20 protein-coding genes and 1 pseudogene are annotated in these 25,232 nt (G+C 58.5%); 5 read left to right on the forward strand and 16 right to left on the reverse strand.

From position 1 onward, the window contains the following. Positions 1-32 precede the first annotated feature (32 nt). Both VD17_RS12565 and VD17_RS12570 read left to right on the forward strand, forming a co-directional pair. Positions 33-2,123, forward strand: a complete 2,091-nt coding sequence (locus VD17_RS12565; RefSeq protein WP_046054085.1) for a hypothetical protein — start codon at positions 33-35, stop codon at positions 2,121-2,123. Between the two features lie 253 nt (positions 2,124-2,376). After that, on the forward strand, positions 2,377-4,821 hold the full coding sequence (locus VD17_RS12570) for an autotransporter outer membrane beta-barrel domain-containing protein (RefSeq protein ID WP_046054086.1): 2,445 nt from the start codon (positions 2,377-2,379) through the stop codon (positions 4,819-4,821). 65 nt (positions 4,822-4,886) lie between these two features. Here the strand turns inward: VD17_RS12570 and VD17_RS12575 are convergent, their stop codons facing one another. The 4 genes from VD17_RS12575 to VD17_RS12590 all read right to left on the reverse strand — a co-directional run bounded on the left by VD17_RS12575 (position 4,887) and on the right by VD17_RS12590 (position 10,771). After that, positions 4,887-5,387, reverse strand: coding sequence for a hypothetical protein (locus tag VD17_RS12575; protein ID WP_046054087.1), 501 nt, complete (start codon positions 5,385-5,387; stop codon positions 4,887-4,889). A 277-nt stretch (positions 5,388-5,664) separates the two neighbouring features. Continuing rightward, on the reverse strand, positions 5,665-6,306 hold the full coding sequence (locus VD17_RS12580; protein WP_046054088.1) for a DUF1345 domain-containing protein: 642 nt from the start codon (positions 6,304-6,306) through the stop codon (positions 5,665-5,667). 193 nt (positions 6,307-6,499) lie between these two features. Further along, entirely contained in the window at positions 6,500-9,598 is a 3,099-nt protein-coding gene (locus VD17_RS12585) for an efflux RND transporter permease subunit (RefSeq protein ID WP_046054089.1), read from the reverse strand. A gap of 15 nt (positions 9,599-9,613) precedes the next feature. Then, the gene (locus VD17_RS12590; RefSeq protein WP_046054090.1) at positions 9,614-10,771 is read right to left on the reverse strand and encodes an efflux RND transporter periplasmic adaptor subunit; all 1,158 of its coding nucleotides are present in this window, start codon (positions 10,769-10,771) and stop codon (positions 9,614-9,616) included. 291 nt (positions 10,772-11,062) lie between these two features. Between VD17_RS12590 and VD17_RS12595 the strand changes: the two genes are divergently transcribed. Then, the gene (locus tag VD17_RS12595) at positions 11,063-11,764 is read left to right on the forward strand and encodes a response regulator transcription factor (protein ID WP_008155184.1); all 702 of its coding nucleotides are present in this window, start codon (positions 11,063-11,065) and stop codon (positions 11,762-11,764) included. 4 nt (positions 11,765-11,768) lie between these two features. After that, on the forward strand, positions 11,769-13,070 hold the full coding sequence (locus VD17_RS12600; RefSeq protein ID WP_046054091.1) for an ATP-binding protein: 1,302 nt from the start codon (positions 11,769-11,771) through the stop codon (positions 13,068-13,070). A gap of 30 nt (positions 13,071-13,100) precedes the next feature. Here VD17_RS12600 and VD17_RS12605 read toward each other — a convergent pair whose 3' ends face one another. The 9 genes from VD17_RS12605 to VD17_RS12640 all read right to left on the reverse strand — a co-directional run bounded on the left by VD17_RS12605 (position 13,101) and on the right by VD17_RS12640 (position 19,495). Beyond that, positions 13,101-13,877, reverse strand: coding sequence for an anti-sigma factor family protein (locus tag VD17_RS12605; protein WP_046054092.1), 777 nt, complete (start codon positions 13,875-13,877; stop codon positions 13,101-13,103). Continuing rightward, positions 13,874-14,371: a sigma-70 family RNA polymerase sigma factor gene (locus VD17_RS12610; protein ID WP_221174432.1), complete on the reverse strand. Its 498-nt coding sequence runs from the start codon at positions 14,369-14,371 to the stop codon at positions 13,874-13,876. The genes VD17_RS12605 and VD17_RS12610 overlap by 4 nt, the downstream gene beginning before the upstream one ends. Before the next feature lie 54 nt (positions 14,372-14,425). Next, positions 14,426-14,962, reverse strand: coding sequence for a tetratricopeptide repeat protein (locus tag VD17_RS12615; protein WP_046054093.1), 537 nt, complete (start codon positions 14,960-14,962; stop codon positions 14,426-14,428). A gap of 199 nt (positions 14,963-15,161) precedes the next feature. Beyond that, the gene (locus tag VD17_RS12620) at positions 15,162-16,115 is read right to left on the reverse strand and encodes a D-2-hydroxyacid dehydrogenase family protein (protein WP_046054094.1); all 954 of its coding nucleotides are present in this window, start codon (positions 16,113-16,115) and stop codon (positions 15,162-15,164) included. A gap of 13 nt (positions 16,116-16,128) precedes the next feature. Beyond that, complete coding sequence (locus tag VD17_RS12625; RefSeq protein ID WP_046054095.1) at positions 16,129-17,154, reverse strand: alpha/beta fold hydrolase; 1,026 nt, start codon at positions 17,152-17,154, stop codon at positions 16,129-16,131. Positions 17,155-17,238: 84 nt separating this feature from the next. Continuing rightward, entirely contained in the window at positions 17,239-17,673 is a 435-nt protein-coding gene (locus VD17_RS12630; RefSeq protein WP_046054096.1) for a YqaA family protein, read from the reverse strand. Continuing rightward, positions 17,673-18,119 carry a DUF411 domain-containing protein gene (locus VD17_RS12635; RefSeq protein WP_008155198.1) on the reverse strand — a complete coding sequence of 149 codons (447 nt, stop codon included), beginning with the start codon at positions 18,117-18,119 and terminating at the stop codon, positions 17,673-17,675. Before VD17_RS12635 ends, VD17_RS12630 begins: the two co-directional genes overlap by 1 nt. A gap of 226 nt (positions 18,120-18,345) precedes the next feature. Continuing rightward, on the reverse strand, positions 18,346-18,510 hold the full coding sequence (locus VD17_RS32180; RefSeq protein WP_185753144.1) for a hypothetical protein: 165 nt from the start codon (positions 18,508-18,510) through the stop codon (positions 18,346-18,348). After that, positions 18,500-19,495 carry an aldo/keto reductase gene (locus tag VD17_RS12640; RefSeq protein ID WP_046054097.1) on the reverse strand — a complete coding sequence of 332 codons (996 nt, stop codon included), beginning with the start codon at positions 19,493-19,495 and terminating at the stop codon, positions 18,500-18,502. The genes VD17_RS32180 and VD17_RS12640 overlap by 11 nt, the downstream gene beginning before the upstream one ends. Before the next feature lie 118 nt (positions 19,496-19,613). Here VD17_RS12640 and VD17_RS12645 point away from each other — a divergent pair, with 118 nt between their 5' ends. Next, complete coding sequence (locus tag VD17_RS12645; protein ID WP_046054098.1) at positions 19,614-20,540, forward strand: LysR family transcriptional regulator; 927 nt, start codon at positions 19,614-19,616, stop codon at positions 20,538-20,540. Between the two features lie 553 nt (positions 20,541-21,093). On the opposite strand, the pseudogene VD17_RS32910 reads toward VD17_RS12645, so the two are convergent. From VD17_RS32910 to VD17_RS12665, 3 genes and pseudogenes are all read right to left on the reverse strand, one after another. Next, a pseudogene (locus tag VD17_RS32910) lies at positions 21,094-21,474 on the reverse strand (GNAT family N-acetyltransferase); the annotation flags it as partial. Then, positions 21,474-22,763 carry an AMP-binding protein gene (locus VD17_RS12660; RefSeq protein ID WP_046054101.1) on the reverse strand — a complete coding sequence of 430 codons (1,290 nt, stop codon included), beginning with the start codon at positions 22,761-22,763 and terminating at the stop codon, positions 21,474-21,476. The gene VD17_RS12660 and the pseudogene VD17_RS32910, both read right to left, overlap by 1 nt. A gap of 65 nt (positions 22,764-22,828) precedes the next feature. Further along, positions 22,829-25,231, reverse strand: coding sequence for an aldehyde dehydrogenase family protein (locus VD17_RS12665; RefSeq protein ID WP_046054102.1), 2,403 nt, complete (start codon positions 25,229-25,231; stop codon positions 22,829-22,831). Position 25,232 lies beyond the last annotated feature (1 nt).

Here is a 25,232-nt window from a genome sequence, read left to right on the forward strand (position 1 = left end):
ATATTGATTTTTTAGCGTAATGGAGAAAGCACATGACAATTTATCAAGCTGGGACATCGAGACAGGAAAATGGAATACTGGTTGCTCCTACTCCTGAATTACCGGATGGTCGCGGCCCCAACTCCGATATTATTCCTTTGGCTGCAATTCCTGTGGGGGGCGATCTCACGCTGTTACTGGATACAAGCGTCTGGCTGACACCAAATGGTCGTGATCAGGTGGCGCTGGAGTTCACACGAACCCAGCCACCTCCTAATCCACTTCCGTCAGACTTCACAAGGCTTCCACGTGTTCCGCTCGGTGCTGTAGCGACCAGGCCTCCTAAATTTTCGGTCACATTACCTGCCCAGAATCTGGGAGAGAATGCAACGCCAGCTGGCCCGACACCGATTTGGGTGCGGTGCGTTCTTTTTGAGCGGGGCCTCAACCCGTTGTCATCAGCTGTCACGCAGTTGTTCATTGACCGTACCGCGCCCTGGCAAGCGAAACCGGTACAGACAGGACCAAACCCTGGGGCAACTCCCGGCGCGAAGTCGACCCCGCTGGTGACCTTTCCCAATGCACCGACCCCCAGTACGCTAATCGACGATACGTGGGCGGTTCTCCCGGGCAATGCGAACGGGTTGATAGTTGATGTCGACCTGACTTACCCCAATTTTCAGGCAACAGACCGCCTCACACTTTATGCGGCGGGCACCCGAACCGACCCCCCTCAGGTGGCGCCCATCTTCGATGCCGTTGTCCCTCCCGACGGTGAAGTGACGATTCCGATTCCAGTGCTGCGAGCTGTGACCACAGGCAGGGTTCAGATCTGGTTTCGCCTTACCGATGTGGCGGGCAACTTCAGCAACTATTCGGTGAACTACAGGAACTTGAGGTTTCTGCCATTACCTGTGTTGGGTGATCCGGTCGTCCCATCGGCCTCGGACGGTCTTGTAGATCTGAACGATGTGCGTGCAGGTGTTACGGTAAGGGTCGCGCGGCCGACAGACGCACTCAACACTGACAGCGTGAGTTTGAAGTGGGGGGATGAAACAGCCGAAGACCTTCCGTTCAATACCCTCAATGAACTGATATTCACCATTCCCTGGGCAAAGTTGCGAAACGAATATTTCTCGAAACAGATTGGTACAGTCTACGAGCTGCCCGTGTTGGTCAAGGCTGATTTAATGCGTGGCGGTAGCTCTATCAGCGATTCGCAGACAACGGTAAATACGGACTACTCGGTGGCCGGTACCCCTTATCCGGTCGATCTGATTAATCCGCCCGGTGAGTTCAATACTGAGTTCAAACAATTGATCGTGCGGGGCCAACCTCCTGTCGTTGATAACACACTCGGCCCGCAGGATGTCAATCAAACCGCTACGATTTATATTGATCTTACACCCGTGAGTGGCGCGATATGGCCAGATCCGGAATTGGGTGACATGGTAACCGTTAAGTACCGGGGAGATATGGGCGAAGTCGTCGTGGTTTCCGAGCCGCTGACGACAGGCAATATCAATACAGAAATTGAACTTGATCTGCCTTACAGCATCGTCGGCCCAGGTGGTCTAGGGGAGCAGGAAATCTGGTGGGAAGTTGAAAATCCCAATCGCAACAACATTCAGAAAGCGGCAGAAACAAAGCTGACGATCAATACGGTAATCATCAATCTGGATGCACCGGAGTTCGTACGGCCGCCCGCAGATGGCACTGTAGATCCGTTCATCATTTGCGAGAGTTTGACCGGTACTGATCACGTAGCGAGATTCCGGATTCCGCCAAATAGCCATTTCGTCGCCGGTATGGATATCACCTTCAACTGGCGTGGGTTCCGCACGGATGATTATTTAACGCCGGCGCCGACTGATACTGAGTTCACCGAAACTCGGGCAATTACCACTCCTGAGCTGACGGCCGGGATGATCTTTGATGTTGGGCCTTATGATCCGGTGATTCGCAATGTTCCAGTACCTCCACCGACAACCCCGGATCCCGATGACTTTTACGCTGGTTATGCGAAAATCTGGTATTCGACACCGACTGTGCCCACATCGGGAGTAACGGAAATGACGATTTATTTGCTCAATGCCGACTTCTTGTACTGTGAGTCGGAACCGGGTTGGGCTCCCGCACCATAACCATCGCATAAAAGTTCAGAGCTGAATTCGCCGGGAGAGAATGGCTCTCCCGGCAGTGCTGTCGCTGTCTGTCGTCAAAAGCACAGATTGTATTTCGCAGGTAAGGAATAAATCCAACTCATAAAAGGAATAGTCCTACATAGAAGGTTCTAAGTTGTAGGTATTCTCCGGCGCGGCCAACGACGGACGTCTTATGGAGCATCTCTGTGAATCGTCTTTCTACCGTCTCGACAGAACTCAGAGAGTAGTGACTATGAAGTTTGAAAAGATACGAGGACTGACAGTTATAAAGTTTACAGGTGTGCTCTCTTATGCAGTGGCCATAATGGCCGTTTCAGAGTCCGCTTATTCGCGAAATCTTCTGCCGGGAGAGGTGGAAACTATCTCCAGTGGTGCAACGCCTGAAGCGTGGTTTATCCCCGCAACGGCAACTCTAAACATTAACGGTGCCGGTGCGCTGAATATCGGCGTCGGTGGTGGAACACTCAACGCCGATACCGCTGTCACATCACAGATAGACGCATCTGCTGATGCCCACGTCAATCTGGCCCAGTCCTCGGTGACCAGCACAGGTTTTGATGCCGCACTCGCATTGACTGACAGTTCGGCGACGGTCACCGGCAGTACGTTGACCAGTCAAGGCAGGGCAATGTCTTTGGCTCGCGACCTGCAAATACCGGTAGGATCAACGGCGACCGTGTCCAACAGCACTTTGCTCGGAGGCATATCCGGTGCTGCGGTTACGTCGCTCAGCACCCTGAACCTGGTTGATACCCGGATGGAAGGGACGGATTCGGATGGCATCGGTCTGGAACTGTTCGGTGGCCACGCTAATGTCAGCGCAGGCAGCCGGATTATCGGTGGGCTCAATGGCGTCATGTTCGGGGAAGATACTGTGCTGAATCCCGGCGATGTTATGGGGCAGAGCCAGTTGAAGCTGGACGGATCAACCGTGCAAGGACGCGCTGGCGCTGCGATCAGTGTCGATTTTTCTACCCCAGCCGGCCAGCCGGTATTGATTGAAGTAAACAACGGTTCCAGCCTGATCGGAGGCAACGGCAATATCCTGGAGGTAATCGATGGCGCCGCTGCCCGATTCCAGGTCGACAACAGCAAGCTGTCTGGCAACATCGAAGTCGCTGAGGGTGGAGAGGCCAGCGTACTGTTGCGAAACGGTGCGGGCCTTGACGGCAATCTGGTCAACGTTGATTCGGTCACGCTCGATACGCAAAGCTCCCTGACCGGCAACATCCAGGGTTCCGGAGCCGGCGTGGTGACGCTGGACAATAGCGCGGTCTTGCATGGCGCCGTCACCGGCGTCAGCAACATGTCGATCAGTCGTGGTGCAGAGTGGAACATGGTCGGTAGCAACGCTCTCACCCGCCTCGACCTGCAGGGCGGCAGCGTACGCTTCGGGACGAATCAGGCGTTCACTCGCCTGGACATAGCCAACCTGTCAGGCAATGGTCAGTTCCTCATGGACACGGATGTTGCTACCGGAGAGACGGATTTTTTGAATGTCACGCAATCCGCCTCCGGCCAGCATGAGCTGGTGGTGGCTGCTACTGCCAGCGAGCCGGTCAGTGGCGCACCGGTCAAGGTGGGCAACATCGCCGCGGGGGATGCGCAGTTTTCCTTGAAAAACGGTCAGGTGGATGTCGGTGCTTTAGCCTACAAACTGGTGAAAGAAGGCGAAGGGCTGTTCCTGCAACCCGATGCGTCAAGTCCGAGCACGGGGTCAAAAACAGCCCTGGCAATTGCCGGCACCGCCCCCACAGTGATTTATGCTGAAATGACTACCCTTAATACTCGCCTCGGCGACCGCCGCATGGCCGGCACCCAGCCTCGGGCGCGATCCGTCGCTGCCCTGGACTCGGATTCTCAAGGCTCGACATCCGGTGTCTGGATACGTACTTACGGAAATCAGTACAACGTCAAAAATGCATACGGTGACGGCTATAAACAAAATCAGACAGGAGTCTCCGTGGGTGTGGATACGCCTCTGTCGGCGGTGGGTGACGGTCAATGGCTGATCGGCGCCTTTGGTGGTTACAGCACCACTCGCCTGGATCTGACGCGCGGCAGTTCTGGCTCGATCGATAGCGTTTATCTGGGCACTTACCTGACCTGGTATGACGAAGAGACCGGGTATTACGTGGATACCGTCGCCAAGGTCAACCGTTTCAATAACGACGTTAAGGTCACACTGAGTGATGACTCTCGAACAAAGGGCAATTTCGATAACCTGGGCGTGAGCGGATCTGTCGAGGTCGGCAAGCACATCGTCTTGAACAAAGGCTATTTCATCGAACCTTCTGCACAGCTCGGTGCGGCGGCTGTGGAGGGCAAAACGTACCGTCTGGACAATGGATTGCATGTGGACAGCGATGAGACCCGGTCTTTGCTTGGCAAGGTCGGCATGACCGTTGGCCGTGAATTGGTTCTGGACAACGGCGGCAAGATTCAGCCCAGACTGCATGCCGCCGTCAGCCATGAGTTTGTCAACAGTAATCGTGTGAGTGTGAACGACACTGACTTCAACAATGATTTGTCCAGCACCAGCCTGGAGTTGACCGGCGGGCTGAACTGGATACCGGCGAACGATAAGTGGCAGGTTTATGCAGAACTCGGTACCAGTCGTGGCACCAAGGTTGACCAGGAGCTGGGAGGAAGCGTGGGCTTGAGTTATAACTTTTAACCAGATCTGCTGCATAAAAAAGGAAGCTTAAAAGCTTCCTTTTTTTATTACTTGTTGAGGGCAGTTTACTTTCGGCGCAAGTCGACGTTATCGGTCAAAAATTCTGCAGAAATAGGGAATACTTCACCGCCGCTCTCCCCCCCATGGTCAAATGTGCCGACGAAAGTTCCGGATAGTGTTTTTTCGGATTCGTCAACTTGGATGTTGAGAGTGCCGCTGACTCCTACGTGTAAAGTACCGTTCACAGGGTGCGAATAGTAAGTTATTGCGATACGTTCGCTATCCAAAGATATGGGCAGGCTGCCTGTTTCAGGCTTTGTATAAAAAACAACTTCGATAGAACGCGTCATGCCATTTTCGGTATGGCCTGCGCTTAGCCGCCAATACTTGCCGGTGGGATAATCCACCAAATCGAGCGAAGGTGCAGAGGTTGAGCGGAAACTCAGTGGCTCAGGAATTTTGCTGTGTATATATCGGGGATTAGAATCGCCATTTATCGTGGCGGACAAGAACGTTTGCGCAACGGTTGGTTGAATTGTCGCGTAGGCCCGGGCTGCGAAGCTCATGAGTTTATCTCCATACATGATAGTTAGAGGCATCCAAAGACTGAGCAGTCCTAATCCTGGATGCTGTATGGAAACTTAAATCTGGCCTAGCTGTAAACTGTCAGGGTTGACAGTTTACAGCTGCTAAATATTGTGATTTTTCTAACGCGGCGTGACGTTCCTGTCTGGCACTTGATCCTGCAAAACCGCAAGTAGCGTCAGATGTAAAGATTAATCAGTTATAAAGCGCTGCGCAGCGAGACACAAACAGCAGAACACCGATGAGTTGGTAGAATTTTCAGCCGAACAGCCCTGCTGCAATGTTGATCGAAAAGCCCAGAATCGCGGTATTGAACACGAACCCGATCAACGATTGCGCCAGAACGATCTTGCGCAAATCCCGGGTGGCGACACCAATGTCCGATGTCTGCACTGCGACGCCGATGGTGAACGAGAAATACAGGAAGTCCCAATAGTTTGGGGTGGTCAGCCCTTCGGCAAAACGCAGGGCCGGTTCCTTGCCGTCCCAGGTGTAATACAGCCGCGCATAGTGCACGCTGAAGATCACGCCAATCAGAAGCCATGAACCAATCACCGTGAGGGCGGTGAAACCGTAGTGCATGAGCTTGCGGGTAGTTTCCAGATCCTTGCTGCCGGCCAGTTCGAATGTGATGGTCGCCAGACTGGCCAGTGCCGCGATGCACACGACAAACAGCACCAGCCCGGCGTTTTCGTCTTCGACCTCGGCAATGCGCTTCACATCCGGTGCTTTGGCGCGCGCGGTGAGCCAGAGCATCAGGATCAGGTAAGTCCAGACTCCGGCATTCCAGCCGAAGAGGATTTTGCTGATGATCGAGTCGGCCGGCGCCAGAATGCCCACGGCAATGCCGAGCGTGGTGGCGGCGGACAGGCGAGGGTGGGTGCGGGCGAGGAAGGGCATGTGAACTCGATGCGTCAGGGCTTTGCAAACACCTTAGCCCAGCGCATCCCGTTGTGACCACCAAGCTATAGGCGATGAGGCTTCCTGTGGGAGCGAGCTTGCTCGCGATGGCGGCGTAACAGCCAACATAGATATTGACTGTTATGGCCTCATCGCGAGCAAGCTCGCTCCCACATTAGGCCGGTGGTGTGGGTTAGAGGTCTTTATGCCGCTTGCGGACCAACTTCATCACCACCACAAAAAACACCGGCACAAACACCACCGCCAGCGTCGCCGTGATCATCCCGCCAATCACCCCGGTGCCGATGGCTTGCTGGCTCGCCGAACTGGCCCCGGTGGCAATCGCCAGCGGCACCACACCGAGAATGAACGCCAGCGACGTCATCACAATCGGCCGCAGGCGCAGGCGCGCGGCTTGCAGGGTGGCGTCGATCAAGTCGTGGCCTTCGTCGTACAGGCTCTTGGCGAATTCGATGATCAGGATCGCGTTCTTCGCCGACAGGCCGATGATGGTGATCAGCCCGACCTTGAAAAACACGTCGTTGGGCATTCCGCGCAAGGTCACGGCCAGTACCGCGCCGAGCACGCCGAGCGGCACCACCAGCAGCACCGAGGTCGGAATCGACCAGCTCTCATACAACGCGGCCAGACACAGGAACACGATCAGCAGCGACAACCCGAGCAGGATCGGTGCCTGACTGCCAGACAAGCGTTCCTGCAACGACAACCCGGTCCATTCCTGGCCCAATCCCGCCGGCCCTTGCGCCACCAGCCGTTCGATTTCGGCCATGGCTTCGCCGGTGCTGTGACCGGGCGACGGTTCCCCGGAAATGCTGATCGCCGGGTAGCCGTTGTAGCGAGTCAATTGCGCCGGGCCTTGAGTCCATTTGGCCTGGACGAAGGCCGACAGCGGGACCATTTTCCCGGTGCTGTTGCGCACGTGAATCTTCAGCAGATCGGCGACCTGACTGCGCTGATCGCCTTCAGCCTGAACCACCACACGCTGCATCCGCCCCTGATTGGGGAAGTCGTTGATGTAGGCCGAACCGACGGCGGTGGACAGCACATTGCCAATGTCGGCAAAGGACACACCCAGCGCGTTCGCCTGTTTGCGGTCGACGACCAGTTGCACCTGCGGCGCTTCGGCCAGCGCGCTTTCGCGCACGTTGATCAGGATCGGACTTTTCTCGGCGGCAGCGAGCAATTCACTACGCGCCTGCATTAACGTGGCGTGGCCAAGACCGCCACGGTCCTGCAAGCGGAACTCGAAACCGCTGGAGGTGCCCAGACCGTCAACCGGCGGCGGCAGTACTGCAAACGCTACGGCGTCCTTGATCTGGCTCAACGCGATGTTGGCGCGATCGGCAATGGAACTGGCCGAGTCGTCGCTACCCCGGTCAGACCAGTCTTTGAGCGTGGTAAACGCCAACGCCGCGTTCTGGCCGCTGCCGGAGAAGCTGAAACCGAGAATTACCGTGCTGTCGCCAACGCCGGGTTCAGTGGCGTTGTGCGCTTCGATTTGCTCAACCACCTGCACCGTGCGGTTCTTGCTCGCGCCCGGTGGCAGTTGGATGTCGGTGATGGTGTAACCCTGATCCTCCACCGGCAGGAACGAGGAGGGCAGTCGACTGAAGCACACCCCCAATCCGATCAGCAGCACGCCGTAGATCAGCAGGTAACGGCCAGAGCGTTTCAACGCATAGGCGACCCAGCCCTGATAACGCTCGGTCAGTTGCTCGAAACGCCGGTTGAACCAGCCGAAAAATCCGCGCTTCTCGTGATGTTCGCCCTTGGCAATCGGCTTGAGCAACGTTGCGCACAGTGCCGGGGTCAAGGTCAGGGCGAGGAACGCCGAGAACAGAATCGAGGTGGCCATCGACAAGGAGAACTGCCGGTAAATCACCCCGACCGAACCCTGCATGAACGCCATCGGAATGAACACCGCCACCAGCACCAGCGTGATGCCGATGATTGCGCCGGTGATCTGCTTCATTGCTTTGCGCGTTGCCTCTTTGGGCGACAGGCCTTCAGTGGCCATGATGCGCTCAACGTTCTCCACCACCACAATCGCATCATCCACCAGGATGCCGATGGCCAGCACCATGCCGAACATGGTCAGCACGTTGATCGAAAACCCCAACGCCAACATGGTCGCAAAGGTGCCCATCAGCGCCACCGGCACCACCAGGGTTGGAATCAGCGTGTAGCGGATGTTTTGCAGGAACAGGAACATCACCGCAAACACCAGCAACATCGCCTCGCCAAGGGTGTAAACCACTTTGGTGATCGAGACTTTGACGAAGGGCGAGGTGTCGTACGGGATCTTGTATTCCACGCCAGCCGGGAAGTAGCGCGCCAATTCGTCCATCTTCGCCCGCACCAATGTGGCAGTGCTCAAGGCATTGGCGCCCGGTGCTAACTGCACGCTGACGGCGGTCGACGGTTTGCCGTTGAGGCGCGTGGAGAACTGATATTCCTGACTGCCGATCTCGACGCGTGCCACGTCTTTGATGCGCACAGTTGAGCCGTCGGGATTGGCTTTCAGGACGATGTCGGCGAACTCTTCCGGCGTAGACAACTGGCCTTTGACCAGAATGGTCGCGGTGATTTCCTGAGTGGTGCGGGTCGGCAAGTCGCCGATGCTGCCCGCCGACACTTGTGCGTTCTGCGCGACGATGGCGGCGTTGACGTCAGCCGGGGTCAGGTTGAAACCGATCAGTTTCTGCGGGTCGATCCAGATCCGCATCGCCCGTTCGGCACCGTACAGCTGCGCCTTGCCGACGCCGTCCAGACGCTTGATCTCGTTCATCACGTTGCGCGCCAGGTAATCGCTGAGCGCCACGTCGTCGAGCTTGCCGTCGCTGGAGGTGAGGGTGATCAGCAGCAGGAAACCGGCGGAAACTTTCTCCACCTGCAAACCTTGTTGCGTCACCGCTTGAGGCAAGCGCGACTCGACCACTTTCAGACGGTTTTGCACATCGACCTGAGCCATTTCCGGGTCAGTGCCCGGCTGGAACGTTGCAGTAATGGTCGCACTGCCGAGGCTGCTTTGGGATTCGAAATACAGCAGATGGTCCGCGCCGTTGAGTTCTTCCTCGATCAGGCTGACCACGCTTTCGTCCACGGTCTGCGCCGAAGCACCGGGGTACACGGCGTAGATTTCGACTTTCGGCGGCGCGACGTTGGGGTATTGCGCCACTGGCAACTGTGGAATGGCCAGGGCGCCGGCCAACAGGATGAACAGCGCAACCACCCAGGCGAACACCGGGCGATCGATAAAGAACTGCGGCATAAAAAAGCGTCCTGCTTACTGACCAGAAGCCTGGGCAAGTGGAAGAGGGGTGTCGTCGATCTGCACTTTTTCGCCGGGGCGGGCGTGTTGCAGGCCTTCAGTGACGATGCGGTCACCGGGCTTGAGTCCGGCGGTGACGATCCAGCGATCGTTCTGCACGGCGCCCAGTTCGACCGGTTGCTGGCCGACCCGCTGTTCGGCGTCGAGCAACAGCACTTGGGCGATGCCGGCGCTGTCACGCTGAATGGCCCGTTGCGGCACGCTGATGCCTTGCTGAATGACCGCTTGCTCCAGACGCACGCGCACGAAGCTGCCCGGCAGCAAGTCGAGGTCCGGGTTGGGGAATTCGCTGCGCAGAATGATCTGACCGGTGCCGGGGTCGACGGTGATGTCGGTGAACAGCAGCTTGCCCGGCAACGGATAGAGACTGCCGTCGTCCTGGATCAGCGTGGCTTTGGCCTGATCCTGACCGACCTGCTGCAACTGGCCGGAACGGAATGCCCGGCGCAGGTCGTTGAGTTCGCGGGTCGATTGGGTGAGGTCGGCGTGAATCGGGTTCAGTTGCTGAATCAACGCCAGCGGTGTGGTTTCGTTCTGCCCGACCAGTGCGCCTTCGGTCACCAGTGCACGGCCGATGCGCCCGGAGATCGGCGCCGTGACCGTGGCGTAACCCAGGTTGAGTTTCGCCCGCTCCACGGCGGCTTTGTTCGCGGCGACGTCGGCAGCGGTTTGCCGGGCATTGGCCCGGGCGTTGTCATAATCCTGACCGCTGATGGCATTGCCTTCGATCAACTGCGCGTAACGCTGCTCTTGCAGGCGCGCCTGGAACGCATTGGCTTCAGCCTTGCGCAACGCCGCTTCGGCGCTGTCCAGGTCTGCCTTGAACGGCGCCGGGTCGATTCGGAACAACACTTCGCCCTTTTTCACATCGCTGCCTTCACGGAACGCCCGTTGCAACACCACCCCGGCAACCCGGGCACGGACTTCGGCAATCCGTGGCGCGGCAATCCGCCCGCTCAGTTCACTGGTGATCGACAAGGGGCTGGCCTGGATGGTTTCGATGCGAACCGTGGCCAGAGGTGCCTGTTCTTCGGCCGTGGAGGCCTTGTCACAAGCGCTCAGCGTCACCGCCAGTGCAATCAGGCTGAGCCTGGCAAGCAGATACTTTGACATGTAATACCCCAATAATGACCCCCAGCATCCTACGGGGAGACGACGAGGGTAGCGGTGAAGCTTTGTAGGCGCGGTGTGAAATTGTGTAAGGGTTTTACTCACGGGCGGGCGCAGGCGTATATCCTTCACGGCTTGAAACTTTTTGCGACGGTCAGGCCGCCTTCGCGAGCAAGCTCGCTCCCACAGGGATCTGAGTGGACACAGACTTTGTGAACACCACCGGACACTGTGGGAGCGAGCTTGCTCGCGATAGCGGTGTATCTGGCGCCACTGCACTTTTTGGAAACACCCATGCCCAACATCCTCCTGGTCGAAGACGACACCGCGCTCTCCGAATTGATTGCCAGTTACCTGGAACGCAACGGCTATAGCGTCAGCGTGATCAGCCGTGGTGACCATGTGCGCGAACGTGCGCGGGTCAATCCGCCGGACCTGGTGATCCTCGACCTGATGCTGCCGGGGCTCGATGGCCTGCAAGTCTGCCGCTTGCTGCGCGCCGATTCGGCCACGTTGCCGATCCTGATGCTCACCGCCCGCGACGACAGTCACGATCAGGTGCTGGGCCTGGAAATGGGCGCCGACGACTACGTCACCAAACCCTGCGAACCGCGCGTGTTGCTGGCCCGGGTGCGGACGTTGTTGCGGCGCAGCAGCCTCACTGAACCGCAGACGGCCAATGACCGCATTCTGATGGGCAATCTGTGCATCGACCTGTCCGAGCGCACCGTGACCTGGCGTGAGCAACTGGTCGAGCTGTCCAGCGGTGAATACAACCTGCTGGTGGTGCTCGCTCGGCATGCCGGCGAAGTGCTCAGCCGCGACCAGATTCTGCAACGCCTGCGCGGCATCGAGTTCAATGGCACCGATCGCTCGGTGGACGTGGCGATTTCCAAGCTGCGGCGCAAGTTCGACGACCACGCCGGCGAGGCGCGCAAGATCAAGACCGTGTGGGGCAAGGGTTACCTGTTCAGCCGTTCCGAGTGGGAATGCTGAGTCGATGTTCAGAATCCTGTTTCGCCTGTACCTGGTGACCATCGTTTCGTACAGCGCGGCGATCTATCTGGTGCCTGACGTGGTGATCAAGGTCTTCCAGGAGCGCTTTGTCACCTACAACCTCGATTATTCCCGCGGGCTGCAAACCCTCATCGTCAAACAGTTTCACGCCGTGCCCCCGGAGCAGTGGCCGGCCTTGGCCGCGGAGATGGACAAGGAATTCCAGCCCCTGCACATCGTCCTGACCGGTAACGACGATGCCGATTTCACCCCTAATGAGCGCAAGCGTTTGCAGCGTGGCGAGCACGTCGTGCGCATTGGCGACTGGGGCTGGCGCACCCTGGCGGTGTCGCCGCTGAACGAGCGGACGGTGGTGGAGATGGTCGTGCCGCCAGACCCGATGGACGTCAGCCTGTTGTACTGGAGCATCAACGTGCTGATCGGCGCGACCATGCTCGCCTGCCTGTTGCTGTGGTTGCGCCCGCACTGGCACGACCTGGAACGCCTCAAAGGTACGGCTGAACGATTCGGCAAAGGCCACTTGAGCGAGCGCACGCAGATTTCCAAAAGCTCCAACATCGGCAGCCTGGCCAACGTCTTCGACACCATGGCCGGTGATATCGAGAACTTGCTCAACCAGCAGCGGGACCTGCTCAATGCCGTCTCTCACGAATTGCGCACGCCCCTGACACGACTGGATTTCGGCCTGGCGCTGGCACTGTCCGACGATTTACCCGCCGCCAGCCGCGAGCGTCTGCAAGGTCTGGTCGCGCACATTCGCGAGCTCGATGAGCTGGTGCTGGAACTGCTGTCCTACAGCCGCCTGCAAAACCCGGCGCGGCTGCCGGAGCGGGTCGAGGTGTCGCTGGATGAATTTATCGACAGCATCCTTGGCAGCGTCGACGAAGAACTGGAATCCCCGGACATCGTTATCGATGTGCTCCTGCACGGACAACTTGAACGCTTCGCCCTCGACCCAAGACTGACTGCCCGCGCTATTCAGAACCTGCTGCGCAATGCGATGCGCTACTGCGAAAAACGCATTCAGATTGGTGTGCGGGTGTGTGCCAAGGGGGCTGAAATCTGGGTGGACGATGACGGGATCGGTATTCCGGATGAGGAGCGTGAGCGGATTTTCGAACCGTTCTATCGACTGGATCGCAGTCGGGATCGGGCGACTGGCGGGTTTGGTCTGGGGTTGGCGATCAGTCGACGGGCGCTAGAGGCTCAGGGCGGTACGCTCACCGTCGAAGCGTCGCCGCTGGGTGGGGCACGGTTCCGTTTGTGGTTGCCCACCTCAGCCTGAAATGAGCCCCCAGCCTAGTGACAAAACCAATCACGCGCTCAGCCGGCCTCTCAACAATTTCGCCATGTCCTCCAGATCCGCCACCGGGTTATGCCCGATCAACATCCAGGCATGTTCCATGTCAGCCCAATAGACAATGTTCATCCCGTACCGGCGCTCCTGGGCGAAATGCCGGCTGCCGCTGTTGGAGCGGGTGACGCACAGCGCCATGGGGCCGTGCGTCGGGTCCAGGTAGGTAATTTGGGCAATGGCGACACCGTCGTACTCGAGTATTTGCGCGCGCTTGAACTCGGACCGTGGCAGGGCCAGTTTCGCCGGCACAAGATTCAGGCCAAGACGTGCATCGATGGTCCGCAGTTGCGCTCGCTGAGCGGCTTCGTCAGTGGCCAGATGGTCCAGGGTTTGCGGCACGTAAAGCGACATGTACTCGGCCACCAGCCCGCGCCAGTTTTCCTTTTGCTGGCTCAACCGCCAACCGAGGAACAGCCGATCCGCCACCACACCACTCAACACCAACCCGGCGGCCGCCGCGAGAAACCAGCGCCGATTCATGGCTGGGCGTTCAGGTGAAGGCAAGGTGTCGAGCATCGATTGCAAGCGGTCCACGGGCGCCTGTCGGCCCAACTCGTCGTAGGCCGCCTTGAACGGCAGGTTGCTGCGGGCCAGCCATTGCAGGCGCAGGTTGAGCGTCGGGTTCTCGGCAATGGCCGCGTCGATGCGGGTGCGCTGTTCGTTGTCGAGCTGGTTGTCGAGGTAGGCCACCAGTTGCTCATCCGAGGGTACCGTCGGGCGTGCGTGATCGTTCATCGACGTTCTCCTGTGGAAGGGTTCGGCACGGTGTGCAATGGCGGGTATTCGGCCAGTTTTGCGCGTGCCGCAGCCAGGCGACTCATGACAGTGCCGATGGGGACGTCCAGCACGTCGGCCACTTCGCGGTAGGACAAGCCCTCGACGTAGGCGAGAAACACCGTTTCGCGTTGGGTTTCGGGCAGGGCATCAACGCGCCGAATCACCTGAGCCGCGAGGACATGGGTTTGCGCCGCATACTCGCCATCGAACGACAAGGCGTTGTCGGCATCCACCAGCCCTTGTCCATGACGCACTCTTCGGGAGCGAACTTCGTTGAGCCAGATCGAGTGCAGAATACTCAGCAACCAGCGGTCCATGCGCGAGCCCGGGATAAACTGCCCGGCACGCTCGAGCGCCCGCACGCAGGTGGCCTGCACCAGGTCTTCGGCGACATGCCGTTGCCGGGACAACAGCAGGCCGTAGCGCCATAAACGCGCCAGGTGCTGGCCCAGTTCTGCCCGTATTGCCTGATCGCTGGCGATGGCGACCTCCGTCTGCTCGGTGTGTCAGGTTTTCGATGAATCGTTGATGGCTTCGGCCAGGTCCTGGTATTCCTCGCAGGTGGTGCTGCCGCAGATGGATTTGATTTGCTGCAACTGTTCTTGAGCGAGGTCCAGCCTACCTTTGATCACATACGCTTCGCCGAGGTATTCGCGAACTTGTGCGTAGTGCGGGTCAAGTTTGACCGATTGCAGGTAATAACCGATGCCTTCGTCGGTCCGCCCCAGTTTACGCGTGGCGTAGCCGCGATAGTTCAAGGCTTTGGCGGTGTTTGGCTGTTTGAGGGTGTCGAGCAGGGCCAGCGCTTCCTCGTAGCGACCGTCCTTGGCCAGTCGATACGCGTAATCGGTGCGCTCGGCGTCTGGTACCAGGCTGCTGGTTTGCTTGAGGCATTTTTGCGACCGGGAGTCGAAGACCTGCCCTTTGGGGCAATTGGGTCGTGCGGGGGCTTCATCGCCACCACCATTGGCGAACGCCAACGAACTGGACAATGCGACTGCCAGCAGCAACTGGACGGTTAACACAGCGAAACGGGTGTTCATGGGCGATGCTCCACAGGTTAACTCTCAGGGGCGATGAAAGATGAACACCGCAGGGTGAACAATTATTCATTTCGTTCTGGCGGTCTGTGCAAGGAAAGCTCAAATCGAAGCGTTATGCTCGACAGCATTCGTTGTCGATCTGGAGCACTGTCATGAAAGATCAGGTCCATCACTCGGCGGCTGCCGGCTATAGAACCGGCTAGCCCAATAACCGAATCGGTTGTCCCGCAGACCAGGCTTGAATGTCCTCGATCATCTGCGAGAAAAACTGGTGGTAGTTTTGCTGGCTGACATACCCGACGTGGGGCGTGGCCAGCACATTGTCCAGGGTTCTGAACGGATGATGAGGCGGCAAGGGTTCCTGCTCGAACACGTCCAGCGCAGCGCCTGCCAGTCGCCGTTTCTGCAACGCCTTGATCAACGCGGACTCATCGACAATCGGACCACGGGCCGTGTTGACCAGCAGCGCCGAGGGTTTCATCCAGTCCAGCGCCTGGGCGTCCACCAAGCCTCGGCTGCGATCGCTGAGCACCAGATGGACCGACAACACATCGGCCTGTTCGAACAGTTCCTGCTTGCTGACGTAGGTCACGCCGACCTCGGCCGCACGTTCGGCGGTCAGGTTCTCGCTCCAGGCAATCACCCGCATGCCGAACACTTGACCGAACTGGGCAACGCGAGTGCCAATGCTGCCCAGACCGAGGATCGCCAGGGTCTTGCCGTGCAGATCGCCACCCAGGCTTTGCTGCCATAAACCGGCGCGCAGGGCGTTGGCTTCGACGACCAGGTTGCGGGTCGCCGCCATGATCAGCGCCCAAGTCAGTTCCGGCGCGGCGTGCTTGTAACTGTCGGTGCCACAGACCTGAATGCCCAGCGTTGCGGCGGCTTTCAGGTCCAGCGCGGCGTTGCGCATGCTGCCAGTGGCCAGCAGCTTGAGTTTCGGTAAGCGCCGCAGCAGGTCCTCGTCGAAACGGGTGCGCTCGCGCATCACGCAGATCACCTCGAACTCGCCTAGCCGTGCCGCCAGGGTTTCGTTGTCGGCAGGGTAGTCATGGAGGAAGCTCACTTCACCGATGTCGTCCAGCACCGACCAGTCCACCACATCACGGGCCACGTCCTGCCAGTCATCAATCACCGCAATCTGCACTGCCATCAGCCTTACCTCATCAATGAACGGGGTTGGTTTTGTTCAGCCAGGCGAGCAGGGCCTGGTGGAATTGTGCCGGTTCTTCCATTTGCGGCGCGTGGCCCATGCCGGGGAATTCGACCAGCGTCGACCGGGGAATCAGTTTTGCCACCTGCTTGCCGAGGACGTTGTAGTGACCGAGTTTCGCCTTGACCTCGGGCGGTGCGATGTCGCTGCCGATGGCGGTGGTGTCGGATGTACCGATCAGCAGCAAGGTCGGCATCTTCAGGTCCTTGAACTCGTAGTACACCGGTTGGGTGAAGATCATGTCGTAGATCAGCGCCGAATTCCACGCCACCTGCGTATGCCCCGGCCCTTTGTTCAGCCCGGCGAGCATGTCTACCCAGCGATCGAATTCAGGTTTCCAGCGGCCGCCGTAATAGGTGTTGCGTTCATAGGTGCGGATGCCTTCGGCCGTGAGTTTCAGCTCGCGCTCATACCATTGATCAACCGTGCGATAGGGCACGCCGAGGGCTTTCCAGTCTTCCAGGCCGATGGGGTTGACCAGTGCCAGTTGTTCAACTTGATCGGGGTATTGCAGCGCATAGCGGGTAGCGAGCATGCCGCCGGTGGAATGCCCGAGAATACTGGTCTTCTGAATGCCCAGGGCCTTGAGCAGTTGCTGGGTGTTGGTCGCCAGTTGCTGGAAGCTGTACTGATAGTTGTCCGGTTTACTGGAGGTGCAAAAACCGATTTGATCCGGGGCGATGACCCGGTAACCGGCCTCGCTCAGGGCCTTGATCGAAGTGTCCCAAGTGGCACCGCAGAAGTTCTTGCCGTGCATCAGCACCACGATGCGTCCATTGGCCTTGCCGTGAGCAGCGACATCCATATAACCCATTTGCAGGGATTTACCCTGGGACTCAAAGGCGAAATGCTTGACTGTGTAGGGGTACTCGAAACCCTGCAGCTGCGGTCCATATTCCGGGCCTTCGGCGTGGGCGATGACAGGCAATGCAGCGGTCAGCAGCAGGCCGGGCAGCCAGCGGGAGCGGGTGAGGGACATGGGGAACTCCATTGGAAATCGGCCGATGCTGGATCGGCATGATTAGGGCGACATTAAACACAGGCAATCGCCGTGGATGATCGTTCAACCCATCCAGCCCACTGTGGCCATGGCCAACACACCATAACGGGCGCCTTTGGCAAGGGTCACGATCAGCAGGAATCGCCCCAGCGGCTCGCGCATCACACCGGCCACCAAGGTCAGCGGATCACCGATCACAGGCACCCAGCTCAGCAGCAACGACCACTGGCCGTAACGCTGATAATGAACCCGGGCTTTTTCCAGATGGCGCGGGCTGACCGGAAACCAGCGCCGATCACGAAACCGCTCGATACCGCGCCCCAGCCACCAGTTCAGCAGTGACCCCAGAACGTTGCCCAATGTCGCCACGGCGAGCAGCGACCAGAGCCAATACTTGCCGCTGAGCAACAGCCCCACCAACACCGCTTCGGACTGCAAGGGCAGCAAGGTTGCCGCACCGAATGCGGCGAAGAACAGCCCGAAGTACGCACCAAACATCAATGGGCGGGGTAGTCCGCCACCACCACGTCAGTGCCGTCTTTTTTCAGGCCGATCACTTGATACGCATCACTCATGCCGTCCATTTCCATGCCGGGTGAACCCATGGGCATGCCGGGGGCGGCAACGCCCAACAGATCGTCGCGCTTGCTCAAGGCCAGCACCTGATCGGCGGGGACATGACCTTCAACGAATTTGCCGTTGATCAAGCCGGTATGGCACGACGCCAGGCGCGGAGGCACGCCGTGCTGTTGCTTGAATTCGCTCATGTTGGCTTCGACGTGATCGTCGACTTTGAAGCCGTTGGCTTCCAGATGGCTGATCCATTTTTTGCAGCAACCGCAATTGGCATCGCGGTGAACCTCGATCGGGATCAGGTCGGCGGCCTGGGCCAGGGAGGAAATAAACAGGGCGCTCAGGGCGACCAGACGCAGGTGGGTTCGCATGGGGAATCTCGTTTCGAATGGCGGCCAAAAAAATGCATTCTGACCATTTTAGCCGGCATCGAGGCAGGAGATTGTTTCGAAGTAATACGGCTAACGCAAAATCATTTGTGGCGAGGGGGTTTACCCCCGTTCGGCTGCACAGCAGTCGTAGATTTTATGGGGCCGCTTCGCAGCCCAACGGGGGTAAACCCCCTCGCCACAGGGAGCGTGGGTAACTCAAGAGCGGTTAACGGACCTTGAACCGCCCCATGATCGCGCTCACGCGACTGTTGGCTTCCAGCAGTTGTTGGGTATTGATCTCGCTGGCCTGACCGCTTTTCACCAGTTCGTCGATCGAGGGCCACTTGTTCTTCGGTGTGACGCAGCGGGCCAGGTGTTGGTTACCGGTCAAGCAACTTCATGACTTCCTCCGGGTAACGTAAGCCAGCCGTGGCATTGGCCGGGAATATCGCTTCCAGCGCTTGCAAGTCTTCACCGCTGAGTTTCACGTTCAGCGCGGCCACATTTTCTTCCAGGTATTTACGTTGTTTAGTCCCCGGAATCGGGATTACGTAATCACCCTGAGCCAGTACCCATGCGAGTGCCAGTTGACCGGCGGTCACGCCTTTTTCTGCGGCCAGGTCCTGCACTTGCTGCACCAGCAACAGATTCCTGGCGAAATTCTCGCCTTGAAAACGCGGGCTGAAACGACGGTAGTCGTCTGCCGCAAAATCATCAGGGCTTTTCAGCGCTCCGGTGAGAAAACCACGGCCCAAAGGGCTGTAGGGGACGAAGGCGATTCCCAGTCGCTGACACGCAGCCAGACAACCGTTTTCCTCCTGATCGCGGCTCCACAACGAATACTCGCTTTGCAGTGCACTGATCGGATGAACCTTGTGTGCCCGCTCAAGCGTTGCGGCCGAGGCCTCGCTCAAACCCAGGTACCGAACCTTGCCGGCTTTCACCAGGTCGGCCATGGCGCCGACGGTTTCCTCGATGGCCACCTGCGGATCGATGCGGTGCTGGTAATACAAATCCAGGGTCTCGACACCGAGGCGCTTCAGGGTGCCGTCGATAGAGGCGCGAATGTACTCCGGTCGGCCGTTGACGCCTCGCGCAACCGGATTGCCCGGGTCGCGGACGATCCCGAATTTGCTGGCCAGAAACACCTGGTCGCGTTTGCCGACGATGGCTTTGCCGATCAGTTCTTCGTTGGTGTGCGGGCCGTACATGTCAGCGGTGTCGAGCAGGTTGATCCCCAACTCCAGCGCGCGGTGCAGAGTGGCCGTGGCTTCGCGGATGTCCACGCCAGTCGTGTAGAAATCGGTCATGCCCATGCAGCCCAGACCTATCGCGCTCACTTGTGGACCATTTTTACCCAGTTGACGTGTGTGCATGAAATCAGCTCCCTGTGAATGTGGAGTCCATTGTTGACCTCGACAGAAACAAGATAAACCGGCTAAAACTGCTATCACTGTTCGTAATTTCTAAATAATCAGCCGGTAAGCAAAAGCAATGGACCGTTTTAACGCCATGCGCGTATTCACTCGAATCGTCGAATTGGGCGGCTTTGCCAAGGCGGCGGATAGCCTGCAATTGCCCCGGGCCTCAGTGACCATTCTGATCAAGCAACTGGAGGCGCATCTCGGTGTGCAACTGCTGCAACGCACGACGCGGCAGATCAGCCTGACGCTCGACGGCGCGGCCTATTACCCTCGTTGCGTGCGGTTGCTGGCGGACCTGGAGGAAACCGAAGCGGTGTTCAGCGCTGCACGCAACAACCCCAAGGGACTGTTGCGCGTGGACATGCCAGCGGGCGTAGGACGCTTGATGGTGATCCCGGCATTGCCGCAATTTACTGCCCGGTATCCCTTGATCGAGCTGGAAATCGGCTTGAATGACCGGCCTGTCGACCTGATACGCGAAGGCGTCGATTGCGTGCTGCGGGGCGGCGACGCACTGGACGATTCTCTGGTGGCGCGGCCGCTGGCCATGCTGGACCAGGTCACGTGTGCCAGCCCCGACTACTTGAAGCGATTCGGAACGCCTCAGTGCCTGGCTGACCTTGGAGGCCATCAGATGGTGGAGTACTTCTCCAGCAGCAACGGCAAGCGGTATGGGCTGGAGTTCATGGTCAATGATCAGGTTCAGGTCATTAATCTACCCAAGCAAGTCTCGGTCAACAGTGCCGATGGTTATCTGGCCGCTTGTGAGGCGGGGTATGGTTTGGTCCAGACTCCGTACTACCACGTAGCCCGCCAGCTGAGCGAAGGCCGTTTGTGCGAAGTTCTCAGGACGGTGCCGACACCGGGGATGCCGCTGACGGCGCTCTACCCGCCACACCGCCAGTTGTCCCGGCGGGTGAGGGTGTTTGTCGACTGGCTGGTGGAGCTTTGCGCGCAGCCGGGCAATGACTTTTATCGAAAAGACTCACGCGCCTGAGCGGGCGTTGTTCGCCGCTACTGTGCATGTTGGCGATTTGCTGTAAGTCATCATGCAGTTGTTGCATGCGCGGGCAGTGCAGGTTGAGGTGCCGAGCCAGTACCCCTCGATGAAACAGGGCGAACCACCCTTTACTGCCAGGTGCAGGCATCAGCCCGGTAAAGGTGAAGCCAAGGGCCGCCAAATTGCGAAAGTCCTGGGCAAAGAGCAGTGACATCTGAAGTCTGGCCGAGATCAGCCAGTGCCGGGGCAATTGACCGATCTGGTCAAGCAGACGTTTGGTCAAACGCTGAATGACCATGTCGAATCTTTTATGGTGTTGCTTGAGTTGCAAGGGCAGAGAAGACAACGGCGTCGTGTCCGGATGAGTCCCGAACACGGAACACAAGTGCTGCATAAACCCCCGGCAGCTGTCAGGCCATGGGATGTCGGGGAGCGGTCGCGTATGTCCTTCGACAACGTAACACCCCATTACGATGGTTTCCGGCAGTGGCTCAGCGAAGGGCGAAGGGACGTAGTCAGGAAGCAAACCCGTGCTGTGGAAGCCGATGTTGGCTGCCATGCGTTGCGTGTAAGGATGGTGGGTTACTTGTTTGATCGAAACGCCCTTGAATCCCAGAGAATGTGACCGCGACAGTAACTCCCGGCCCAGACGGGTCGCGATATTCTGGCCCTGCGCGGCGGGATGCACCACGCTCAGGGCGAGTTCTGTAGTGTCCGAAAGAGTGTCATGGCACAGCGCTGCATGGCCCAGAACGCGTATGCCGTCCACCGCCAGCATCGACTTCCAGCGCCTCTCGGCATTGTGCTGATTGATCATATTCGGCAAGTAAACATCCGGCTGAACGTAATGATCGCCATAGACCTCGCGAAACAACTGGCTCACGGCACGTGCGTCGGATGGCCGATAGGGTCGAAAAATCAAATGTGGCATCACGCAGTCTCCGGCGACGGTGCGTCATAAATGCGCAAGTCCAGGACCCGCAGTTGTTTGCCGGAACGTGGGTGCAGCTTTAGTGCTGCGACATCGCAGGACAGCACTCGCAACTCCAACAGACCCTCGCGGCTCAGTTCCTCGATGGCGGGATAGTGTTCAACCAGCGCCTCGTACAACGCTCGGCACACCGGTACGGTGGCCATTGATAGCGCTGAGGGAACCCACTTCACACACAAAATATCCTTGTATCCGTCATGTTCGATCAGCAATTGCCATTGGTCGTTGTGGGCAATGCGTTGGACGATCTGCTGGATGTCATCGATCAGCAGCGACAGCACCCCGACTCGCACGCGCTGGCTGTGTGCGCTACGTCCCTTGAGGGCGAATTTGCGCTTCGGGGTTGAGCCGGGTTCGCGCCAGCACGCGCGGTCGCCCACCGGATAACGCAGCAGTGGCATGAGCCGGCGAGTCAGATTGGTCACCACCAACAATCCGGTACGATCGCATTCTTCGATGACTTCGCCGGTGAGCTCATCGACGATCTCCAGCACGGTGTGTGGTTCAAACACCCGATGCTCGCCCAAGGCGCAGTCGCGCCCGCTGGCCCCGATAAGGCCGGCGTCTACACTGGCGTAGCCAATGGAAGCAATGCGCACGTTAGGAAACACGTCGGTGAGGATTGCCAACTGCGGGGCAAACAGGCTTTCGCCGCCGTACAACAACGTTTCAACCCCGCACAATACTCGCCGATGCTGGTTAAGGTAGGCCGCGAATCGCAGCAGCTGTGCCGGTACGCCGACCAGCACGTTGATCCGGTGCTGATCAATCGCATTGGCCAGGACATCCAGCTCGACGTGTCCGGTAAACGGAAATTCGCAAATGGATCGCCTGACATGTGCCAGGGCGTCGTGGATGAACAGAAAACTGGCGTAGAGATCACCGGAAAAAAACAGATTGGCGACACGGTCGCCGTCGTTCAACTGAGAGGAGAAACTTTCTCCAAACGTACTGACCAGTACTTGCCATTCGCTATAGGTGTACACCGTCAGTTTGCCCTGGCTGGTCGATCCGCCGGTTTTAAACGCCAGCGCATCGTCGATCTTTCCGGTCAGGACCGGCCAATGACTCAAATCATGGCTGTCAGCCCAATAGTCTGCCGCATTGGTCAGCGGTAGATCTTTTAGTGTAATACCGTGCGGCGGTAAGTGTTCCAGTTGCTGGCGGTAGAAATTTGAATGTTGTCGTATATAAGGCAGCAGTTGTTCGAGCGAATAAGTTGATTTCACTGGATGCTCTCTTTTTATCAGGCGTCTTGATGGTTTAAGACAAACTGTGAGTAGTGGGTGATGGTTTATTTTCTTTTATCAATAACCAACGGTGTTTTGCCGCTGTGTTTGTTTCGAGTGAACGTTTGCTCCGTGCACACTTGAACTTCGACAGTTAACAGTTTGGCGTTTACGGCATTGGCCAGCGCTTCATGGTTCAGCAATGCGTTATGAAGCTGATCAGCGTCTGCATCCGTTAGAACTGTCAGCCGCTCGACGCCATCAGGGGCGTAGTCGAGAACAATCTGAATGGGTGCGCCGACACTATCCTGCAGAGCCGAAGGCGAAATGAACTCCGTGCCCATTCGCACCAGTTTGCCGTGGCGCTGGAGCAGTTCGAATCGGGGAGAGTCCAGACCGCACGGGCAGGCTCCAGGTATCCAGCGACCGGTGTCGCCCACATCATATCGGCGCACGGTCTGGCCTTGCCGTGCTCGTGAAGTAAACAACAGGCGCCCGATCTCATTGGCCTGAACCGGTTCATCCCGTTCGCTCTGCACAATTTCCAGATGCTGGGTATCGCACATCAAGTGAAACACCCCGTTCGCGGTGGCTGCGCACGCATGCCCCAAGGGACCGGCGTCGACGGAGCCATAAATCGCCGAGCGGATCATCGAGACCCCGCAGCTTTCCATGAGGCTCAGGCTGGTTTGGCCCGGATGCTCGCCGCCGAGGAACACTTTGCCTATACCTGCGTACGCGCGGAGTCGGGCCTGCTCGTTGAAGAACAGACGATGCAAGGTACTCGGCATGCCAATCAGCACGGTGACTCGCTGGTCGACGATCAGTTGGGCGATTTCGCAGAAGTCATCGTCCTGGGGCGCACCCATGGGGAAATGTGTGACGCCCATCTGTTCCAGTATCTTGGTAAAACTGAGGAACCCTCCGTACAGGCTGCCGCCGTAAAACAGGTTCATGACCCGGTCCTGTGAAGGATCGAGCCCGGCGGCGAACAGGCCGTCGGCCGCTGCGCGCATCTGCCGTTGAAAGTCGCGATAGCTGAAGCCGGCGAGGGCCGGAGTGCCGCTGCTCCCTCCTGAGCGAAAATACAATTGCGCCGCGACGCCCATCGGCTGGGTCGTGAAGGTGTTTTTGTCCATGATCGGCGCATGGGCGGTGTCGGGGGCGGGCGGGACCAGGTCGAGCGTTGCACGGCCCGTCAGCACCTCAGGTGCCAGACTCACCGAGAGGCGGCGACTCAGACGCGTCAACGCGTATACGCCATCATGGGGCTCACCGGCGTAGCCGTCATGAATCCCCGCGCAAGGCGCAATACGGGTGACCCCAGCGTTGACCAGCGTTCGCACAAGGCCTGGCGTTTCTGCCGGAGAGCAAATCAGCGCGCAGCTTTGCAGGACGGTGCGCCAGGGCAACAGCGTCTCGGCGATCAAGTGTTGCGGCACGGGTTTGAGCAGCACTGTACGAAACAGCGGCGAAGGCGCGAGCGTCTGATGGTGTTCCCAGATGATCCGCCATCCGTCGCCGGCCCAGACCTGGCCGCTCTGGTTCGCAAAACAGTAATCCAGTTGCGCCATGGCCGTGCGGGTGGTGATCTCGCACGCTTCCTGGTCCGTGGGCACCAACGCCGGCCAGTGCGACGCACGACGCGTGAAGGCTTCGCTCAAACGCTTGCCGAGGTCCTGCAGGATGGCTGGATCGTTGCTGTCCACCAGCACCCATTGCGGACTGGAACACGCTTGCTGATCCAGACTGCAAACCTCATCCACCAACGCATCCAGCGCCGAAGCGTTGGCCGCGTCAGGCGACAGATAAGCGAAACTGATCCTATGCCCCCAATCGATCCAGCGACATCCGGTGGGGATCTGCTGACGAATCGCCTTGAGCGCCTTTTCACCGCCCCAGGCTGACACGCCATCGGCCTGAGCGCAGAGTTCGGCTATCCGGGAAGTGCCCACGGGCAGCACAGCGACGAATTCGGCAAGCCTGCCACGGGTGTCGCACTTCACGAAGGCAGCCAGCAATTGCGCAGTCAAACCCGCATCGCTGGCGCTGGGGCGTAACCAGTTAATGTTACCGGCCAGCAGGCTTTCGAGAACCGCGCAGAACGCCAGCATCGGCGCATTGCCCGGCGTCACATGCACCACCAGCCCCAGGGGGTGCCAGCTTTCAAAGTGTGGCTGCCGGTAGTCGATACGTCTCAGCGAACGGGGTTGCGAACCCAGTTCCCGCTCAAGCTTCGTACTCAGGTTGCTGCGCTGGCAGAACTCGATCAGCCCCTGACATTGATCGTCGTCCAGAGGCAGGTTCAGGCTGCGAGTCTGTAGTTGCGTGGCGAAACGAGCCGCGGTTTCGATGACGGTCTCGCTGTCGATCGGTGCAGAAAGCAATCCGGGCATTTGTTTTCGAAGGCTGTCGAGGGCGCTTTCCGGGGTGACATCGTCACGCAGCTGGCCATTGATGAGGTACATA

This window comes from Pseudomonas fluorescens, from assembly GCF_000968015.1.
GTDB lineage: Bacteria > Pseudomonadota > Gammaproteobacteria > Pseudomonadales > Pseudomonadaceae > Aquipseudomonas > Aquipseudomonas fluorescens_W.